We start from the raw sequence: 19,103 nt of genomic DNA on the forward strand, positions 1-19,103 counted from the left end.
GGACCTGTTCGTTATTGACGGCTAGCCTATCAGCCATGAGTCGAGCGTTTTTAACCGGACTGGCCCTGCTACTGATCCTGGGCGGCTGCGGCCCCGTCGACCCGGTCAGTCCTCAGCCATCAAGACAAACCGAGAGCGAGCGCAGCGCCAAGCGCTTTATGGTCTCAGCCGCCCACCCGTTGGCGGTCGAGGCCGGACTTGAGGTTCTGCGCCGCGGCGGTCATGCGGTCGATGCCGCGGTGGCGGTCAACATGGTACTCGGCTTTATCGAAGCTCCAGAAACCGGCATCGGCGGCGGCGGCTTTCTGCTGCTGCACGAGCCTGCCAGCGCCACCACCCGGTTCTATGATGGCCGAGAAACCGCACCGCTGACCGCAACCCCGGAACGCTTTCAGCGCCTGGGCATACCATTGCCACTGGCTCTTGCGATACCCAGCCCTGAAGCCGTTGGCGTACCCGGACTAGTCGCCCTGCTGGGCGAGGCACATGCCCGCCATGGCCGGCTACCCTGGGCTGAACTGCTGCAGCCGGCTATCGAGCTGGCCGAGACCGGTGTGCCGATGCCTCCACGCCTGCGCCAGCAGATCAACGACGACTGGTCATTACGGCTGTTTGCCGATACCCGCCACCATTTTCGCGCCCAGGCCCAGAGCGATCCCCCGCATCTGCGCAACCCGGAACTGGCGGCCACACTGCGCCAGTTGGCCAAACACGGACCGCACGCTTTCTATCAGGGGGCCATCGCCGAGCAGATCGTCGAGCGGCTTGAGCACCGGGCCTGGGGGCGCACCGACCTGACCCTGCAGGATCTGGCCAGCTACCAGGTGGTCGAGCGCGCGCCACTCTGCGGTCGTTATCGGCAATGGACCCTGTGTGGTGCACCACCACCCTCCTCCGGCGGCCTGACCGTGCTACAGGCGCTGGGGATACTCGAGCACTTCCCGCTGCCCGACATGCCTGCGGATACGGCCGAAACCCTGCATCTGATCGCCGAAGCCAGCCGCCTGGCCTTCGCCGACCGCAACCACTATGTCGGCGACCCGGCCTTCGTCAGCGTTCCAGTCCAGGCACTGCTGGATGCCGACTACCTGCGCCAGCGCGCCGACCTGATCGATCCACAGCGCGCCCTGGCCGAGGTCAAACCAGGAGCCCCCGGCGTCCAGCCCTGGCTTGAACATGCCCAGGCCCGAGCCGAGCCCGGCGGTTCCGGCACCTCGCATATCAGCATTGTCGACGGCGAGGGCAACTTGCTGGCCCTGACCAGCTCCATCGAGGCACCATTCGGCGCACGCATGCTCAGTCAGGGCTTCGTCCTCAACAACCAGTTGACCGACTTCAGCTTCAACCCCGAACAGGATGGCCAGCCACACCCCAACGCCGTCGGCCCCGGCAAGCGCCCCCGCAGCTCCATGGCCCCATTCATTGTCTTCGACGCCAGCGGCGCACCGCGCCTGGTGATCGGCTCACGCGGTGGCAGCCGGATTATTGGCCATGTACTCAAGACCCTGATCGGCGTGCTGGACTGGGACATGGATATTCAGCAAGCAATTGCCTTACCAGCCATGGTCGAGCGCGGGCGCGGTATCGAGTTGGAGGCCGGCACCGCACTGGAGCAACTGCAACGCCCTCTGGAAGAACTTGGCCATCGGGTGCGGGTCGAAACCATGACCAGTGGCCTGCATGGCATAGAGTGGCTGGACAGTCGCTGGCGTGGAGGCGCCGACCCTCGACTGGACGGTCTGGCCAGCGGCGATTGATACATACTAGGTACGTGCCATGCTCAAGGACAAACAGCAACATTTCCCGGAGGAACACCTCAATGGCCACAGCACCACCAGCATTCCCCTGGCCACCACGTAGCCAGCGACTTGACGGGGCACTGCGGCGGGTCGGTGTAGAGCTTGAGATGAACGGTCTGAGCCTTGATCACTTGACCCATCTGAGCGCCGAATTTCTCGGTTGCGAGATACAGAGCAGCAGCCGCTATGAGCGCATCCTGCACGGTGATCCGGCTGGCGATTGGGTGGTGGAGCTGGACTTCAGCCTGTTGAAAAAGCTCGGCCGCGAGCAACGCCGGGCCAATGATCTGGGCGATGAACTGATGAACTCAGCCGAAGAAGCCCTCAAATGGCTCTCTGAAGCCCTGGTCCCTCTCGAGCTGGTCAGCCCTCCGCTGCCGCTGGATCGCCTGCACAACGTCGACGCTTTGATCGAGCACCTGCGCCGAGCTGGCGCCAAGGGTACTGGTGATCGCCTGACCAACGCCTTTGGCATGCAGTTCAACCCCGAAGTGCCGGACACTGAACCCGCCACCCTGCTCGCCTATCTGCAAGCCTTCCTGTGCCTGCACGACTGGCTGCGTGAGCGGGCCAACATCAACTTTACCCGACGCCTGACCAGTTACGTCGACCCGTTCCCGCTGGACTATGTGCGCCAGGTCATCGCTGCCGACTACCAGCCCGGGCTCACGAGCCTGATCGACGATTACCTGACCGCCAATCCAACCCGTAACCGCGCCCTGGACCTGTTACCGCTGTTCAAGCATCTGGATCCACAACGGGTTCTGGCCCGTGCGGGTGACGAACTGATCAAGCCCCGACCAACCTTTCATTACCGCCTGCCCGACTGCCTTATCGACCAGCCCGGCTGGGGCCTGCACCTGGCCTGGGGCGACTGGCTGGAAGTCGAACGCCTGGCCTGCGACCCGGCGCGCCTGAAGGCCTGCTGCCGGGCTTATGCCCGCCATCTGGATCAGGGCCTGGCGCGCCTGCTCGACAACTGGCCCGAGCAGATCAGCCACCACTGGCTGAGTGATACGCAATGAATCGGCCAATAGTTGTCATTACCGGCCCACGGCGCGGTGCGTTCGGCCCACGCGTATTGGTCGCCGCGGCTATCCGCCTATATGGCGGCCAGCCCGTACAAGTACGTCCCGGAGATGCCTGGGAACAACTCAGCTATCAGGCCGTGGTGATCACTGGCGGCCACGACATCGACCCGGTACTGTATGCCGCCGAGCCCGAAGTCCACCCCAAGTACGACCCCGAACGTGACGCGCTGGAAGCAGCGGTGATCGATGACGCCCTGAATCGCGGTTTGCCGCTGCTGGGGATCTGTCGTGGCGCGCAGTTGCTCAATGCCAGGCTGGGCGGCAACCTGTTCCAGGAGCTGAAATCCCATCGCAAGATGACTTCAAACCGCTGGACCGTGCTGCCGCTGAAAACCCTGCAGGTTCAGGAAGGCTCGGGGCTGGCCGAACACCTGGGCACCCAGCGCTGCCGGATCAACAGCCTGCATAATCAGGCCATTGATCGCGTTGGGGCGGGTCTACAGGTAGTAGGTCGGGATCTGGACGGTATTGTCCAGGCGGTCGAGGACCCGCGCGAGGATTTTCTCATCGGGGTACAATGGCACCCGGAATTTCTGCTGTTCAGTACCCGTCAGCGACGGCTGTTTGCCGAGCTATTGCGTGTCGCACGCACCCGAACAGTCTGCCAACAAGATTAAGGACATCCTATGCAACAGATCAGCCAGGAACGCTTCACCCAGCATCAGGGCAGCCAGTTCGAAGTCCTTGCTGCTCCTGACTACCCGCTTCAGCTCGAGGCGGTGAATAGCTCTACGCCCCCCAGCCCGGAGTTCGAGGCCTTTTCACTGAATTTCAGCGGACCACGGCCACACCTGCCGCAGGCCACCTATGTCCTGCAGCATGCCGAACTGGGTGAGCTGGCCCTTTTCATCACCCCGGTAGCCGAGCGCGGTGGCCGTATCGAGTACGAGTCGGTGTTCGTGCGCCAGCGGGTGGCGTAAGAGTCAACCGCGCGGCTGGCGCTCCAGCATCAGATAGATACCCTTGTCTTCGCACAGTTGAAACCCCAGGCGCTGATATAGACGCAGCGCCGGGTTATGACGCTCGACATGAATACTTGTCACCTGCGCGCGGCTGTCAGCCTCGGCCAGTAGCTGAGCCAGCAACTGCCCACCGATGCCGCGTCCGCGCCAGTCCGGCAACAGACTGATGTCGATGACATGAAGACGCTGCGATGTGCGCTCGACATACAATCGCCCAATCACCGCTTGCTCGAGCAGAAGCAGATCGTGCCGGGCATCGGGATAGTACGTGCGATAGTGACGTTGCTGGGCGGTAAACTGCTGACGCAAAAAAACATCGATCTGCGCCTGCGGCCAGCCAGTCACCGCCAGCTCCTGCTGGCGGGTACTGGCATAGATCTGCGCCAACTGTTCCTCATCGTCCGGCTGTACCGGACGAAGTTGCACGGACAGGCTCATGAGCGTGGCGGGAAAATCCCCTGCAGGGCAATACAGAAGATCATTCCCAAGTATGGCTGCATGTTGTTGTGCGGCAGACTGCCGCCGCTGGGGCCAATCGCCTCGGGAGCCATCATCACATTGGCGCCGCTGGCGTTCATGATCAACTGGCTTTGCGATGCCGAGGCCAGAAACACGTCGCCCGATGGCGTGCCGTTGTTGGCCGGACGAATCGAAGCCTGCCAGGCATGACTATGGCTGGGTATTTCGCTCTCCAGCAAGGTCACCGTCTGGCTCCCGCCCACCTCACCTTGGTCGCGATGAGTAAGTCCCGGCCCCTGACCACATTGCAGCGGCGCAGAACCCTGCAGATCCGGCAGGGCAAAGGTCGATTTGCCGTCACCACCGTACATGGTACCCAGCAGTGAAAACAGTGCCGTATTCTGTGAAATCGGCATCAACTGGCCGTTGCACAGCGCCCAACCCTTGGGGGCGAAGTTAAAACCGAAAATGCGGATCTCGCCTACAAAAGGATCCATAGGTGCTCCTCAGGTCTGGCTCGGGAAAATCCCGAACAGCGAAATAATGAAGTTGACGGCCAGAAACGGCATCATGTTCTCATGCGGCTGACTACCGCCGACACTGCTCACGGTTGACTGCGCCAACGTCTGATAGGGGCCGGACGATCGATAAATGTCTATATCCGCAGCGGTACGCGCCAAAACGTTGCCCTGTGGATTGGTGCCAGTTGCCAGACTGCCCGAGGCCAGCAGACTATGGCTGTGACTCGGCATCTGCGCAGCAGTCAGGGTGACCGTTTCACTGCCCAGCATCTGGCCAAGAACCTTGCCATTGCCCATATGCACGGGTATCCGCCCGCGCAAATCCGGCAGGGCAAAGGTGTTCTGCCTGTCACCGCCATAGGTCGTGCCAATCAGCGTGAACAGGGCGTCATACTCGCTGATCGGCAATAGCGAGCCATCGCACAGGTGCCAACCGGCCGGGGCGAAGTTGCCGCCAAACATGCGGATCTCGCCAATATAGGGTGTGCTCATCGACTGCTCCTCAATTCTGGCTCGGGAAAATGCCCTGCAGGGCAATGCAGAAGTTCAGTACCAGCGACGGCTGCATGTTGTTGTGTGGCTGGCTACCCCCCTGGGTCATCAGGCTATCGGAACTGAGACTGACCGATTGCCCCGGCTGGGCATAAATCGCAGCACCGCTGATGGCCAGCGACTCGCTGTTGGCCTGGTTAATGCCTGACAGACTGGCCGGCTGGTTTGAAGCCATCGGCAGGTGTAGATGTTGCGGCATCTGCTGTACGTTCAGAGTCACAGCCTCTTCGCCGGCCCGCTGACCCTGGGTAATCCCGCTTCCACTATGCACCGGCACCCGGCCACGCAGATCCGGCAGGGCAAACGTGGTCATCCCGTTGCCGCCGTAGGTGGTACCCAGCAGCGCGAATAGCGCTTGGTTCTGATTAATCGGCAGCAACTGCCCGTCACACAGCGCCCAGCCTTTGGGCGGAAAGTTGAAGCTGACCAGCTTCACTTCACCAAGAAAAGGCTCACTCATCGGCATACTCCTTGTGGATTGTTATTCTCATGGTGTCAGGCAGACACTGTTGTAAGTGATGCTGCCCTCGCTATAGACAGTCGCCCCCAGGTTAGCCGCGCTGATAGCCGCATCGCTGCCCTGGGCAATCAAAATCTGGCTGCCACCCTCGGCCAAAATGCCAATATCATCAAAGAAGGTCGTGGTGTGGTTGATGCTGTTGCCCTGCAGGTTGCCACACAGTGTTGCTCCAGCATTGACCCCGTTGAGCATGATCGACTCTTCATTGTTGAAGCTGGTGGTGATGTTGTTGTTGAGGATGCTGACATCCAGCCGGCCGCTGCTGGTATTGCGTGACAGGGCCACCACAGCCTGTTCAAGGCCATTGATGGTGTTGTCACTGATGACAAAGCGCCCGCTGAAGTTGCCGCCCCCCCCCCCATCACCCACCAGGCGAACCGCCACACTGGCGGCCAGGTTAGGGCCGCTGAACTGGTTGTTGGTGACACTGCCATTGACCACCGAATTGTCATAGGCCCCAAGCGCCAGACTGCTGGAGTCCAGGTCAATGAACTGGTTGTTGGCAATCAGCAACTCCATCTGCGCGGTCTGCGTGGCGGTCGCGACGATACCGGTGCCAGAGCCTGCGCGACTGATGTTCTGGAAGGTACTGCCGGCCACATCCAGCCGATGGCTGCCACTACCCTGGGCATTCAGGCGAATGCCGCTGCAGCAGATGCTGTCGATGCCGGAACCGAAAGCCGAGCCAAACACCGAATCGCGTACGGTGATATTGAAACCAGCGTTGCCGACCATATTAGCGTTGAACAGCACCGCCTGGTCGTTGCTCAACTGATTGGCGTTGCGGAAGGTCAGACCAGTCAGCTCAATGATCGCATTGACGCTGGTATTGTTGAGCCACAGGCCATTTCGCGCATAACCATCGAACAACACATTGGTCAGCGTCAGGCCACCAACCAGGTTGTTGCTGGTACGGGTCAGAGTGATCGCATCACCGCCGGCGGCACGAATCTCGCCATTGCTGAAGGTCAGCGCATTGCTGGTCGGCGTCAGCCCGCTCAGCACGGTGCCATCCAGGCCATGGCTGGCGCTGGCATTGATGATCATGCCGTTGAAACGTGCATCAACACCATTGGTCAACAGGATACCGGCGCCACTACTGTTGCTGATGGTACCGCCGTCCCCCACACTGTTGCCGTTGCCGGTAACATTGATACCGCCCAGCAGACCAGTATTGTTCAGGCGGATGCCGTTAGTGCCACCATTGGCGCTGATCGAGCGGAAGTTCAGCCCCGCGGCCGCAATGCTGGTGTTGCTGACATCCAGCGCGCCAGCGCCAGTGGTGCTGAGGGTGTTACTGCTACCCAGTACCGCCAGGGTGCCGGCGTTATCGGCGACAAAACCGGTTTGACCGCTGTTGCTCAGGGTCAGGCCGTTGAAGGTGGTGGTGCCGGTATTGTTCTGCAGGAACACCCCGTAGCTTCCCGCACCGCTGCGGCTGATCTGGCTGAAGCCACTGCCGGAAACCGCCGTACCAGTAATACGCACGCCGAAACCGTCGCTGGCACTGACCCCGCTGCCGGCATTGTTGACTATCAGGCTGCCAGTATTCTCGGCGCTGAACCCATTGCCGCTAACCCCGATATTCAGTGCGTCAAAACGGTAGCTGCCGGTATTGCCATTCAGATTGACGCCTGTGCCGCTGCCATTTACCGTCAGCGCACCGACATGCAGTGCGCCGCTGCTGCCACTGACCAGCAGCCCTGCGCCCCCAAGCGGGTTCTGGGTACTGACGGTGGAAAAGTTGACCCCGCCCCCGCCCATGGCGACGTTCTGCAGTACCAGCGCACGATCCGACTGGGTCTGCAGGCTACCCCCAGCCACCGCCAGGCCTACACCACTGGCATCCAGGGCCACGCCGTTATTAAGCGCGGCGCTCAGGCTGGTGAAACTGCTACTGCCGCCGGTCCCACTCAGGCTGACCGCACCCCCACCAACACTGTTCACGGCACTGATATCGACATCGCCGAACAGCAGGCTGCCACCTGACTGACTGGCACGAATCACGTGCATGCCGGCACCGCTCTGTCCGCTACTGACCAGATCGCCAAAGCGCAGGGTGCCACCGCTCTGCCCCTGGATATCGATCAGCCGGTTGCTCTGACTGCCGGTATTGATATTGAAGCCATCGGCATCGATATCGCGTGCACCGGCACCGATATAGAAGGCGCCGCCGGCGAAGCTGCCGAGCGTGCTGTTGCCTAGGTCGATACTGGCCGTACTGGCGCTGTTGCGATCAATGTCGAACAGGTAATGGGCGGTACTGGCCGCCAGGCTGACATCGCTCAAAGTCACGCCGGCGGCATTGCCATCCAGCGTCAGCGCCGCTGCCCCGTTGGCCAGGAGACTGGCCCCACTGATCTGCAACTGGCCTCCTGTGGTGTTGCGCAGACGCATCCCATGCCCACTGAGAACGCCGCTGCCGGCCTGCAGTAGCAGGTTGGCGTCACCGCCATCCAGATTGAGCAACTGGCCACTGACATTGATGCTGTTGTCACGAATGACCACATTGCCACCGGCATTGACCAGATTGAACAGGTAGCCGCTACCAGCCAGGAACTCGGCCTGCTCTACGGTCAGGTTGGTGAAGCTGTCGCCATGCAGACCATGCACACCGCCACCGATGCGCAGGTGGCTGATGCGGTTGTCGTTTGCCAGGGTGATCACGTTACCTGTGGCCGTGGACAGCAGCGCGGCACCATTGCCGGTGGGATCCTGGATATCGATGGCGCCGAAGTCGCCAATCAGGTTCGCCGGCGCCTCATAGCCAAAACTGTTGCCGTTGCCAAAACCGCTGACTACCTGGCCGTCGGAAAGCTTGAAACTGTTGTCGGCCAGACCGAAGAAATCGATTACGCCACCGTCGTTGATGAACACGAACGTGGTCAGCTCGCCGGTATCCGCACGGGCCTGCGCTGCAGCCACCGTGGCGCGATTGTTGATGCTGCTGCCATCGCCCAGACCGGTGGCATTGGCAGCGACAAAGAACAGCTCGCCGACCTGCCCTGCCTTGCCGGGGAAACGGAAGTCACCACTGAAACTGACACCGGTAAAGTCGTAACTACCCAGCGTTGCATTCAGCCCCAGACTATCCATAACCACCGCACCAGGATTGGCAACGATGCTGCCGCCACCGAACACAAAACTGGCATTGGCACTGTCATCGGTGTCATCGGTACGGCTGAACTGCACGCCGGTACCGGTAAAGTTCTCCAGGGTGCCACCATTGGTCACGGTTATGGTGCCACCAGCGTTGGTCAGGTCGATCGCGGTCACACCGCCGCCCACGTTCAGGGTGTCGGCGCTGAAGGTGCCGCTGAACCCCTCGAAGTCCACCCCGGTGCTGGCAATGGCTTCAATATTCAGACTTCCAAAGCCAATCGCGCCGGTGGCGCCGTTCAGCGTCACCCCGTGGTTGCCGGTGGTGTCGATGATGGTAGTGCCGAAGTTGAAGTTGCCGTCGGAGTCGCTAACCACAATACCGCTGCCACCGGCATTGGTCACAGTGGTGGCCCCGATCGTGATATCACCCGAGATCTGATCGATCAACAGACCGTGGCCGGCGGCATCGGTGGAGGTAATACTGGCGAAGGTAGAAGCCATGGTCACCGGGTCGATATCCAGGGCGGTGCCATTGGTGGTGTTGATGCTGCCAGCGGTGTTGCCGAACAGGAATTCCTCGCTGCCGCCCTTGTCCGCATCGCGGATAAACAGGCCCGTACCACCATCGTTGCCAATATTGAGTGTGCCGAAGCCGATGCTGCCCAGCACATCATTGAGCCACAAACCGTGACCACTGATATTGCTGGGGTTGATGAGGTCTCCAATGCTGGTGTTGCCACCGGCCACCTGCTGGATGCCGGCAGCATCGGGATCGGCGTCGAAGATGGCATTGTCGACCAGCAGGCCGCCTGTGCCGGTATTGATGGCGTTGCCGTCCAGGCTGGTGATGAACAGCGTACCGGCGCCTGCGGTGCCGTTGAGTTCCATACCCGCGCCAGAGCCAGCGTTGACTGTGTTGCCATCCACCGCCAGACGCAGATCGCCCGCGCCGGTGTTGCGCAGGAAGATGCCCCGGCCCAGGGCATTCACGGTGAGGTTGTTAAGACTGGCCGTGCGGCTGGTCGCGTCGGTGTTCACCACCTCAATGCCGGTATTGGCCAGGGCGCCGTTGCCGCCCAGAGTCAGGTTATTCAGGGACAGGTTGGCGTTGTTGACCAGAATACCGCCATCGTTGGTGCCGTCGATGCTGCCACCATTGACAGCGAAGGTGCCGCTGCTGGCGGTCGCACTACCCAGGCGCAGACCGTAGGCACCGGCACCGTCCACCACCAGTTCGTTGATGGTCACCGCACCGCTGATGTTGTTGGCCAACACGCCCGAGCCACCCGCATTGCTCAGACTGGTCGTGCCATTGAGGTTCACGGTGCCGGCAATGTTGTTCAGTGTCAGGGCGTTGTTGCTGCTCGTGGTGGTGTTCACAGTCAGACCGTTCAGGTCCACCGCCGCACTGGCGTTGATGTTCTGGATAAGACTGCCGGCGCTGTTGCTGTCGCTCAGGGCGCCGGTCAGGGTAATACTGCCGCCAGTGATGGCACTGCTGTTACCGATACTCAGAAAACGGCTGCCGCCGCTGTTGGTGATATCGCCAGTAAACAGAAGCTCGCCACTGGTACCATTGATCATCAGCGCCGCCTGAAGTGACGCCGTGCCGGTGTGTACCAGGTTGGCGCCGATGTTCATATCGACGCTGCCGCCGGCGAGCACGACAGTGCTCTGGGGCCCCGTGTGGGTCCAGGTGCCGCCGGTGGCATTGACGCTGCCACTGTTATCGGCCAGATGCAGGGCGGTGCCGTTGTTGGCAATGACGTTGAGGTTATTCAGGTTGAGCGTGCCACTGGCCGCTTGGTTATCCATGCGTATGCCGAGACCGGCAAGGGGGGTGGTGTTGCCAAAGTTGCCATTATTGAAGCTGATGGTGCCGTTGTTTTGATCCAGCGTCAGCGCCCGCAGGCCGCCCTGGATATCCAGATTGTTGAACACCAGATCGTTGGCGGTGTTCTGGGTGTTGATGCCGAAGTTGCCGGCGTTGCTGATCTGCACCTCATTAATCTGCAAGGTGCCACCGCTGGTGGCTTGCAGGTGGATACCGTGGTTCAGGTTGCTGCCGCCCGCAGCACTGGTGGAGTGCACCGAACCCAGGGTGATGCCGTCGCTGTGAATGACCACATCGTTCAGGTTCAGCGCCTGGCCGGCGTCGGCGTGGATGCGGCTGGACTGGTCGATGCCCAGGGTCAGGCCGCCGATGGCGCTCAGGCCCATGCCCGCACTGGCCTGAATGTCCAGGCCGCCAAAGTGCACCGCGCCACTGCCGGCGAGGGTCACGGCGTTGTTGCCCACACGGTTGAAAGCATCGATATCCACCGCGCCAAAGTTGAGCGTGCCGCCGCTCTGGCCAGCCATGCGGATCACATGATCTGAACCGGCATGGCCGTCACTGGTGATGTTACCCAGGCTGATGGTGCCGCCACTCTGGCCGTTGATGTCGATCAGATGTGCGCTCAGATTACCGGCGTTGAGGTTGAAGCCTCCGGCGTTGATATCCCGAGCACCGGCGCCGATGTTAAAGGCCCCACCGGCCAACGCACCGCTCTGGGTGACATTGTTCAGGGTAATGGCTCCGGTGCTGGCGCCGCCCTGATCAATGCTGAACAGGTAGTGGTTGGTGGCGGAAGACAAGCTGGTGTCGGTGAGCGTGACTGTTGCGACGTTATTGTTCAGCAACACCGCTGAGGCGCCATTGGCCTGCAAGCTGGCGCCACTGACCTGCACACTGCCGCCAGTGGTGTTGCGCACCTGCAGGAGGCCGCCGCTCAGCACCCCGCTGCCGGCACTGAGCAGCAGATTGGCGTTGCCGCCGTCAAGGTTGAGCAGCCCACTGCCCGTATTTACATCATTGTGACTGAAGCTCAGCGTGCCACTGGCATTGCGCAGGTCGAAGGTAAAGTCATTGCTGCTGCCAAACACGCTGTTGCTGACACTCAGGTCGCTGAAACCATCGCCAAAGATGGCGCTGCTGCCACCGGAGAAGGCAACGTGGCGAATCTGGTTGCCATTGCCGACGCTGATGATGTGGCCGGTGCTACTGGTCAGTACCGCAGCACCATTGCCGGTCGGGTCTGAGATCGACAACCCGGCTGGCACGCCGATGATATTGATCGGAACTTCCAGGCCGAAGCTGTTGCCATTACCGAAGCTGCTGACCACCTGACCGTCCGACAAGGTGAAGCTGCCGCCAGCCAAGGCGCTGAAATCGACCACATTACCGTCGTTAACGAATACGAAGGTGGTAGCCAGCCCGGTGTCGGCACGCGCTTGCGCGGCGCTGACCGAAGCCAGATTGCTGACACTACTGCCATCGCCAGCCCCACTGGCATTGGCGGCAACAAAATACAGATCCCCCACTTGCCCAGCAGACGGGTTGAAACGGAAATTACCGTTCAGCGCCACGCCCGTCAGATCGTAGGTACCCCGTGTGCTGTCCAGTCCAATACCGTCGAGTACCACGGCAGCACCGCTGGCGGTGATGCTGCCCCCGCCGAAGATGAACAGTGCGTCAGCACTGTCAGCCAGATCATCGCTGCGACTGAACTGGATACCAGTTTCGCTGAAGTTTTCCAGCACGCCGCCCTGAGCGATCTGGATAATACCGGCGGCCCGCGTCAGGTCGATGGCCGTACGTGCGCCATCAACATCCAGTCGGCTGGCGTTGAAACTGCCGGAAAATCCTTCGAAATTGACTCCTGTAGCGCCGATATCTAGCAGGCTGACGTCGCCGAAACTGAGCTCACCACTGGCGCCGTCCAGGCGAATACCGTCCAGGCCGGTCTTCTCGATCAGGGTCTGGCCAAAACTGAAGTCGCCGTCGGAATTGATCACCACAATGCCGTCGCCACCAGCATTGATCACCTGGGTAGCGCCAATGACTATCGAGCCTGAGATGGTATCAATGAGAATGCCGCTGCCAGCCGCATCGGTTGAACGCACGCTGGCAAACTGCGAGTCCATGGTGACTGGGTCGATGTCGATGGCGCTGCCGCCCTGAGTATCGATACTACCGCCGCTGTTAGCGAAGGCGAAGCTGCCGCCTTTGCCTTCGGCATCGCGAATGTACAAACCGGTACCGTTGCTGTTGGCAATATCCAGCGCCGACAGCGCAAGATTACCGAGCACATTATTCAGCCACAGGCCATCGCCCTCGATGGCGCCCAGATCAAGTGGATTACCGATTGCGATATCACCACCGGCCACCGACTGGTAGCCGGCAGCCAGCGGGTCGGCATCAAAGATCACGCTCTCAAACAGCATCGCACCGCTACCGGCACGGACAATCTGGTTGCCCTGCAAGGCGGTGACAAACAGTTCGCCACTGCCTGCACTGCCGTCTACCCGCACAGCGCTGCCATCGGCACCGATGCGGCTGTCATTAAGTTCCAGCCACAGATCGCCACTACCCTGGTTGTCGACACTCAAACCATGACCGCCGGCATCCACCTCAAGCTGATTGAGGCGATAGCGACGCGTGATGGCATCGTTATTGATCAGCACGATGGCATCGTTATTGATCGGGTCATTGCCGCCCACTCGCAGGGCGTTGATCAGTATTTCGGTATTGATCGCCACAATCGCCTGGGCGGCATCATCAATGCTACCGTCCTCGATCGTCACCTGCCCATTGTTGGCTGCCAGCGAGCCCATCGTCAGACCCGCGCCTGCGATACCACTGAGCGCCAATTGGTCAAAGCTCAGGGTGCCGTCGATCCCGTCCAGCACGATGGCATCTCCACCAGCCCCACTGATGCTGGTCACACCGGCAAAACGCAGATCACCCTGCAGACCATTGACCAGTACCGCGTTGCCGAGCAGGTTGCCGGCCTCCAGCTGAATCTGCAGGCCACCGACGCTGACGTTTTGCAGGTTGAGCGCCACACCCTGCTGCTGGTCGAGGTGCACCGGCTGGCCAGTACTCAGACTGACACCTTCGGCGTGCAGACCGTTACCCGCGCTGACCGTCAGCGACAGGCTGTCAAAGGATACGCTGCCAGCACCACTACCCTGCAGACTGATGGCCTGCCCACCGGGGCTGTTGTAGCCGCTGATCTGTACATCAGCGAAGCTCAGGCTGCCGCCGCTCTGGTTAGTGCTGATGATCACGTTGGCCGCGCTGGAGCCACTGCTGAGCAGATTGCCCAGCGCGATGCTGCCACCGCTTTGCTGGTCGATGCGTACCAACGGCGCCGTTCCACCAGTGGCATTGATGGCAATGCCACTGGCCAGAATGTCGCGCGCGCCACGACCGATATCAAAGGCTGTGCCGCTGTTGCTGTCCAGGCTGCCGGACAGACTGATACGGCCCGTGCTGTCGCCGCTGAAGGTATCGATCAAGAAGGCGGTATCGCCAGCCTGGCGATTGACCTGCAACTGACTCAGGCTGATGTCGGCAGCATTGTTGTCGAGCGTTACCGCGGCCCCACCCTGGGTCGCCAACTGCGCCCCTTGGATGCTGATGCTGCCACCCAGAGTATCGCGAATGCTTAGTCCCTGGCCCTGCAACAATCCGGAGCCGACACTGATGTTTACCTCGGCGTCACCACCGTCGATGCGCAGTAGTTGGCCGGTGCCGACGATATGGTTGTTCAGCAGATTGACACTACCGCTCATGCCGACCAGCGCCAGCGCCTGATCATAGACACCACTGATCTGCGTGCCGAGCAGGCTCAGGCCGCTGTGGCCATCGGCGTAGACCGCACTGTTGCCGTTGCCGAGCAATTCGACGTGGCTGATCAGACTGTTGCCGGCGGTACTGATCACGCTGCCGCTGTTGCTGGTCAATTGGGCCGCGCCGTTGCCGGTCGGGTCGAGCAGTTGCGCACCAGCGATATCGCCAATGATATTCAGCGGCACATCCAGCCCCAGGCTGTTGCCATTGCCGAAACCGGTAATGGCCTGCCCGGCCGACAATTGGAAGGTTCCACCAGCCAACCCGGAGACATCGATAACGCTGCCGTCGTTGACGAATACGAAGGTGGTCGCCAGGCCACTGTCGGCGCGTGTCTGGGCGTCGGCAATACTGGCCAGATTGGCCGTATCACTGCCGCTGCCATTGCCGGTGGCGCTGGCAGCCACGAAGTACAGATCACCGATCACGCCAGCGTTGGGGCTGAAACGGAAATCACCCTGCAGGTCAACACCGGTGAAATCGTAAAGGCCCGAGAGCGGGTCCAGGCCGATGCCGTCGAGCACGAAACCACCCGGACCGGCGACGATGCTGCCACCTCCGAAGCGGAACTGCGCGTTGGCGCTGCGCGCTGTATCATCGGTATTGCTGAACTGCACACCAACGCTGCTGAAACCTGTGATATCACCACCGTCAACGATCTCGATCTGCCCGGTCGCGGCGGTCAAATCGATGGCCGTCACGCCCCCGTCGATATCCAGACGCTGAATCACAATATCGGTGCTGCTGTCTTCCAGGTTCAGGCCGACATTGGCGCTGTCACGAATCTGCACCGCGCCCATCTGCAACGATCCATTGCCGCCGCTGATGCGTATCCCGTCACTGCCGGCCTGCTCGATCAGCACCTCTGCGAGATTCAGCTCACCGGCAACGTCTTCAAGCTGCACACCATATCCGGCGGCAGCGCGCGAGGTCAGGCTATCGAGCGCCAAACCGGCACTGCCCACACTCAGCGATTCCAATCGCAGCGCGCTGCCCCCATCGCTGGCCAGGCTGTTGCTGCCGCTCAGCGACAGGCTGCCGAGCTGACGCGCCACGAAGGCATCGCCGGCATCGATGGCGATATCCACCCCACCAGCCAGATGCACTTCAGTATTCGGGCTGGCATCCAGAAAAACACCACCAGACGCGCCAGTAGCGCGCACAGGCGCATCGACCTGCAACGAACCGCCGGTCATGTTGCGCACATCCAGCAGGTTGCCCGCCTGGCTGCGCTCCAGGCTGCCGGAAGCGAAGTGCACATCGGCATCGCCACCGTCGATTTGCAGTCCCGAGACCTGCATCTGTGTCAGCTGCACGCGACCGCCGACCGCATTGAGCTGCAGATCACCTACGCGCCCCTGCGTCAGGCTCAGATCACTGACGCCATTGGCGATCAACCCACCATTGAGATCTACTCCGGAAATGCGCGCATCATTACCGCTGACCGTCAGCCCGGTATCCAACTGGGCACGTCCCTCAGGCGCACTGAAGACACCGGTCAGACCTGAGGTGGTCGAACCACGCACAGTGATACCCGCTCCGCCGGACAAGACCCGCAGGCTGTTGGCCGACAGGTTGCCACCCTCAGCAAAGGCTCCGCCGTCGGCACTCAGCACCAACAGCCCGTCATCCTCGACCAGATTATTCAGCGCCTGGGTCAATCCAGCCGGATTGGCCGCCGTACCGTCACCGCTGGCACCGGCCTGGGCATAAACCACTCGACCGATGGCCTGACCATCTTCGTAGACCGCCAGCTCGTTGACCGCCGGCAAGGTTACCGAGCCCACTTTGCGCGTGCTGTCGATCGCCACCACGTCAACATCGCGCACCGGCTGGGCAAGCATGCGATCACGCTGCCAGTCGCTGCCACTGCGCTGCGCACTGCGGCTACCGCCACCGAGCGGAATGTTCAAGCCCACACTGACGTAACTGTTGGTGCCACGCACTCCATCATTCTGCCACTCAGCACCCAGGCTGAGGCTGGCGCCGGCCTTCAGGCCATCCAGCGGCGCCTGCCATTGGGCGCGCAGACGCGGCCCCTCGACAGCACGAGCGCCACTGGCATCAAATTTGTAATAGCCGGCATAGACGGCCACATCATGGGCAATACCGGGTATGTGAAAGCCCAGCTCCAGATCATGACCACCGAGCGAGCGCTCTTCGCGCTGAAAGGTATTCTGAATCACGCCATCGGCGACGAAGGTCAGTTGCGAGTCGATCACCTGCAACTCAGCATCACGCACCTCGGTATCGGTGAACTGGCCACCAACAGATGCCGAACGCCGGCCTACGGGAACGTAACGATTGACGCGAGCGCTGTAGAGCGCGCTCTGCACTTCAAGCCCCAACGTGGCCTGACGAAAACGGTTGCCCTCACGGCTGTGCAGATGATCGTAATAGCCATACAGGCCGAACAGCAGCTCATCATCAGCCTCCCAGCGGAACCCCAAACCGAGGTTATATTCCTGAGAGGAACGATCATCGGCGCGTCCGCGCAAGTCGGCAAACAGAAGATGGTCGGGGTTTTGAGTCAGCGGCAGCATCAGCCCGAGGGTGGCGATATTGCGCTGATTACCGAGTTTGATTTCCTGATACAGCTGCGGTGACCAGTAGGCCATGCGCTGTTCGATGTCGGCCAGGGCATCGGCCATCTCTGTGGCCTGAGCCATCGCTGGACCACAGAGGCCGAGCAACCAGTAGTACTTGAGGGAACTGCCGTGAAATGCCTTGCCCGCCATACCTCATCACTCCCTGACCCACGGATCATCCCTGCCAGCCCTTGTACGTGAATACCGCACACGTGACGGATCTGATCGTTGTTCTTATTACGGCGCAAACCTGGCGCCCATTCTTGGGGCGAGAGTATAGCCTATCAATGTCAGCTTGACAGCAATTGGCAGCCTGAGACCTGACTGGAGCGATCCGGGCCCGCGAAGACCCGGACCACTCCTTGCAAGTCACCCTCGCAGCTGTTCCAGAACCTGGTTCAGAACACGAACGCCCTGGCGTTCACTCGACCTTGATGTGCCGGCCCTGGGCTGCACCGGGATGCCGTTTAGGCAACTCTATTCTCAGCACACCATCGCGATAGCTGGCCTTGGCGGAATCCGCCTCCACCTCGGCCGGCAACGGCACAACTCGACGGAAACTGCCATAGGCGCACTGCATGACCCGCCAACGTCCCTCACTGGACTCCTGTTCGAAACGCTTTTCGCCCTTGACCACCAGGCTATCACCCAGCACCTCGATCACCAGGTCATCCTTGTGCATACCCGGCACTTCCAGGCGCACCACCAAACGCTTCTCGTCCTCGAACAGATCGCCACCGAGCATCGACCAGCTCTGGGTTGGCAGGTAGTGTTCATCATCGACCGAGGCGGCGCTGGGCATATCGCTCTTGTCGCCGGGGTGAAACGTGGTCAGGGCGCTGCCGGCCGAGCGGGTCAGATGGCGCCAACCCTCGGCCACCGAGTCCCACAGTGCCGAAGCGCTGTCTTTGATATATCGCATGTCCATGGAGCACCTCCTCAGACCGGTTCGATGACAATTCGGCGTGGCTGGGCCTGGGCCAGCTTGGGAATGCGCAGATGCAAGACCCCCTGTTCCAACCGGGCACTGATAGCGTCACGATCAAGTTCATGCGACAGGGTGAAAACCCGCCGGTAACGCGGCACCTGCCATTCAACATGGCTGGCTTCCATGGCCTCAGGGGTTTGCAGACTGATTTCGCCAGCCAATGTCAGGGTGTCACCTTCAACATCGATTTGCAGTTGCTCTCGTCTAACGCCGGGCATATCGGCCAGCAAAGTGATGCCCTCACTGTCCTCAAGCACATCAACCGCCGGGCTGATAGCCGGCAAGCGCGCAGTTTCTACCCCTTGCAGCGCCTTATCTTTTGCGGAGTTCATCACACACCTCCTCACTGAATACTGATACGCCGGGGCTGAACCTCCACCCGGCGCTGGATGCTGACATGCAGCACACCATCGCGGCAGCGGGCACTAACCCGTTCCGGATCGATATCGTCAGGCAGGCTGATAACCCGCCGGAAACGTCCGCTGAAGCGCTCATCAAGATGGCTGTTACGTGATGTGTCGGCTGGATCGTGCACGCTGGGCCGCTCGCCGGAGAGGGTCAGAACTCCCTTTTCCAAGTGCAACTCCAGCGTCTCTGGCGCCAGGCCAGGCACAAAGGCAAAGATTTCTACAGACTGCGGGGTAACCCCGGTATTGATAGCGGGAAACCCGCCGCGTCCCACACCGCGAATGGCCGGTGACCGCTCGAAGGCCTCCTGCATACTGCGCTGCAGGCGATCGAATTCGGCAAACAGGTCACGCGGAAACAGTGTCTTGTTCATGACGACTCCTCCTGTGGCTGATAACCAAAACGACAGCAATGACATTCTCGGGATTATCGCGAC

At 61.0% G+C, this 19,103-nt stretch carries 12 protein-coding genes; 4 read left to right on the forward strand and 8 right to left on the reverse strand.

Annotated elements, in window-relative coordinates; genetic code table 11:
- The first annotated feature begins 35 nt into the window (after positions 1–35).
- The 4 genes from ggt (at position 36) to BVH74_RS02510 (ending at position 3,810) form a co-directional block, all read left to right on the forward strand.
- A complete protein-coding gene (ggt, locus tag BVH74_RS02495) occupies positions 36–1,757 on the forward strand; it encodes a gamma-glutamyltransferase (protein ID WP_080048552.1) in 1,722 nt (573 codons plus the stop codon).
- Between the two features lie 62 nt (positions 1,758–1,819).
- Positions 1,820–2,824 carry an amidoligase family protein gene (locus BVH74_RS02500; protein WP_080048553.1) on the forward strand — a complete coding sequence of 335 codons (1,005 nt, stop codon included), beginning with the start codon at positions 1,820–1,822 and terminating at the stop codon, positions 2,822–2,824.
- Positions 2,821–3,507, forward strand: coding sequence for a gamma-glutamyl-gamma-aminobutyrate hydrolase family protein (locus tag BVH74_RS02505; protein ID WP_080048554.1), 687 nt, complete (start codon positions 2,821–2,823; stop codon positions 3,505–3,507). The genes BVH74_RS02500 and BVH74_RS02505 overlap by 4 nt, the downstream gene beginning before the upstream one ends.
- Positions 3,508–3,516: 9 nt before the next feature.
- Complete coding sequence (locus BVH74_RS02510) at positions 3,517–3,810, forward strand: DUF6916 family protein (RefSeq protein WP_080048555.1); 294 nt, start codon at positions 3,517–3,519, stop codon at positions 3,808–3,810.
- A 3-nt stretch (positions 3,811–3,813) separates the two neighbouring features.
- On the opposite strand, the gene BVH74_RS02515 is transcribed toward BVH74_RS02510, so the two are convergent.
- The 8 genes from BVH74_RS02515 to BVH74_RS02550 all read right to left on the reverse strand — a co-directional run bounded on the left by BVH74_RS02515 (position 3,814) and on the right by BVH74_RS02550 (position 19,040).
- The gene (locus BVH74_RS02515) at positions 3,814–4,278 is read right to left on the reverse strand and encodes a GNAT family N-acetyltransferase (protein ID WP_218189164.1); all 465 of its coding nucleotides are present in this window, start codon (positions 4,276–4,278) and stop codon (positions 3,814–3,816) included.
- Positions 4,279–4,286: 8 nt separating this feature from the next.
- Complete coding sequence (locus tag BVH74_RS02520) at positions 4,287–4,808, reverse strand: phage tail protein (RefSeq protein ID WP_080048557.1); 522 nt, start codon at positions 4,806–4,808, stop codon at positions 4,287–4,289.
- Positions 4,809–4,817: 9 nt separating this feature from the next.
- Positions 4,818–5,324 carry a phage tail protein gene (locus BVH74_RS02525; RefSeq protein WP_080048558.1) on the reverse strand — a complete coding sequence of 169 codons (507 nt, stop codon included), beginning with the start codon at positions 5,322–5,324 and terminating at the stop codon, positions 4,818–4,820.
- 10 nt (positions 5,325–5,334) lie between these two features.
- Positions 5,335–5,844: a phage tail protein gene (locus tag BVH74_RS02530; protein WP_080048559.1), complete on the reverse strand. Its 510-nt coding sequence runs from the start codon at positions 5,842–5,844 to the stop codon at positions 5,335–5,337.
- A gap of 27 nt (positions 5,845–5,871) precedes the next feature.
- Positions 5,872–17,421 carry an inverse autotransporter beta domain-containing protein gene (locus tag BVH74_RS02535; RefSeq protein ID WP_080048560.1) on the reverse strand — a complete coding sequence of 3,850 codons (11,550 nt, stop codon included), beginning with the start codon at positions 17,419–17,421 and terminating at the stop codon, positions 5,872–5,874.
- Between the two features lie 271 nt (positions 17,422–17,692).
- Positions 17,693–18,199 carry an Hsp20/alpha crystallin family protein gene (locus BVH74_RS02540; RefSeq protein WP_080048561.1) on the reverse strand — a complete coding sequence of 169 codons (507 nt, stop codon included), beginning with the start codon at positions 18,197–18,199 and terminating at the stop codon, positions 17,693–17,695.
- Between the two features lie 11 nt (positions 18,200–18,210).
- Positions 18,211–18,591, reverse strand: coding sequence for an Hsp20/alpha crystallin family protein (locus BVH74_RS02545; protein ID WP_080048562.1), 381 nt, complete (start codon positions 18,589–18,591; stop codon positions 18,211–18,213).
- Between the two features lie 11 nt (positions 18,592–18,602).
- Positions 18,603–19,040: an Hsp20/alpha crystallin family protein gene (locus BVH74_RS02550; RefSeq protein ID WP_080048563.1), complete on the reverse strand. Its 438-nt coding sequence runs from the start codon at positions 19,038–19,040 to the stop codon at positions 18,603–18,605.
- Positions 19,041–19,103: the final 63 nt, after the last annotated feature.

The sequence above is a fragment of the Halopseudomonas phragmitis genome, assembly GCF_002056295.1.
In the GTDB taxonomy this organism is placed as follows: Bacteria; Pseudomonadota; Gammaproteobacteria; order Pseudomonadales; family Pseudomonadaceae; genus Halopseudomonas; species Halopseudomonas phragmitis.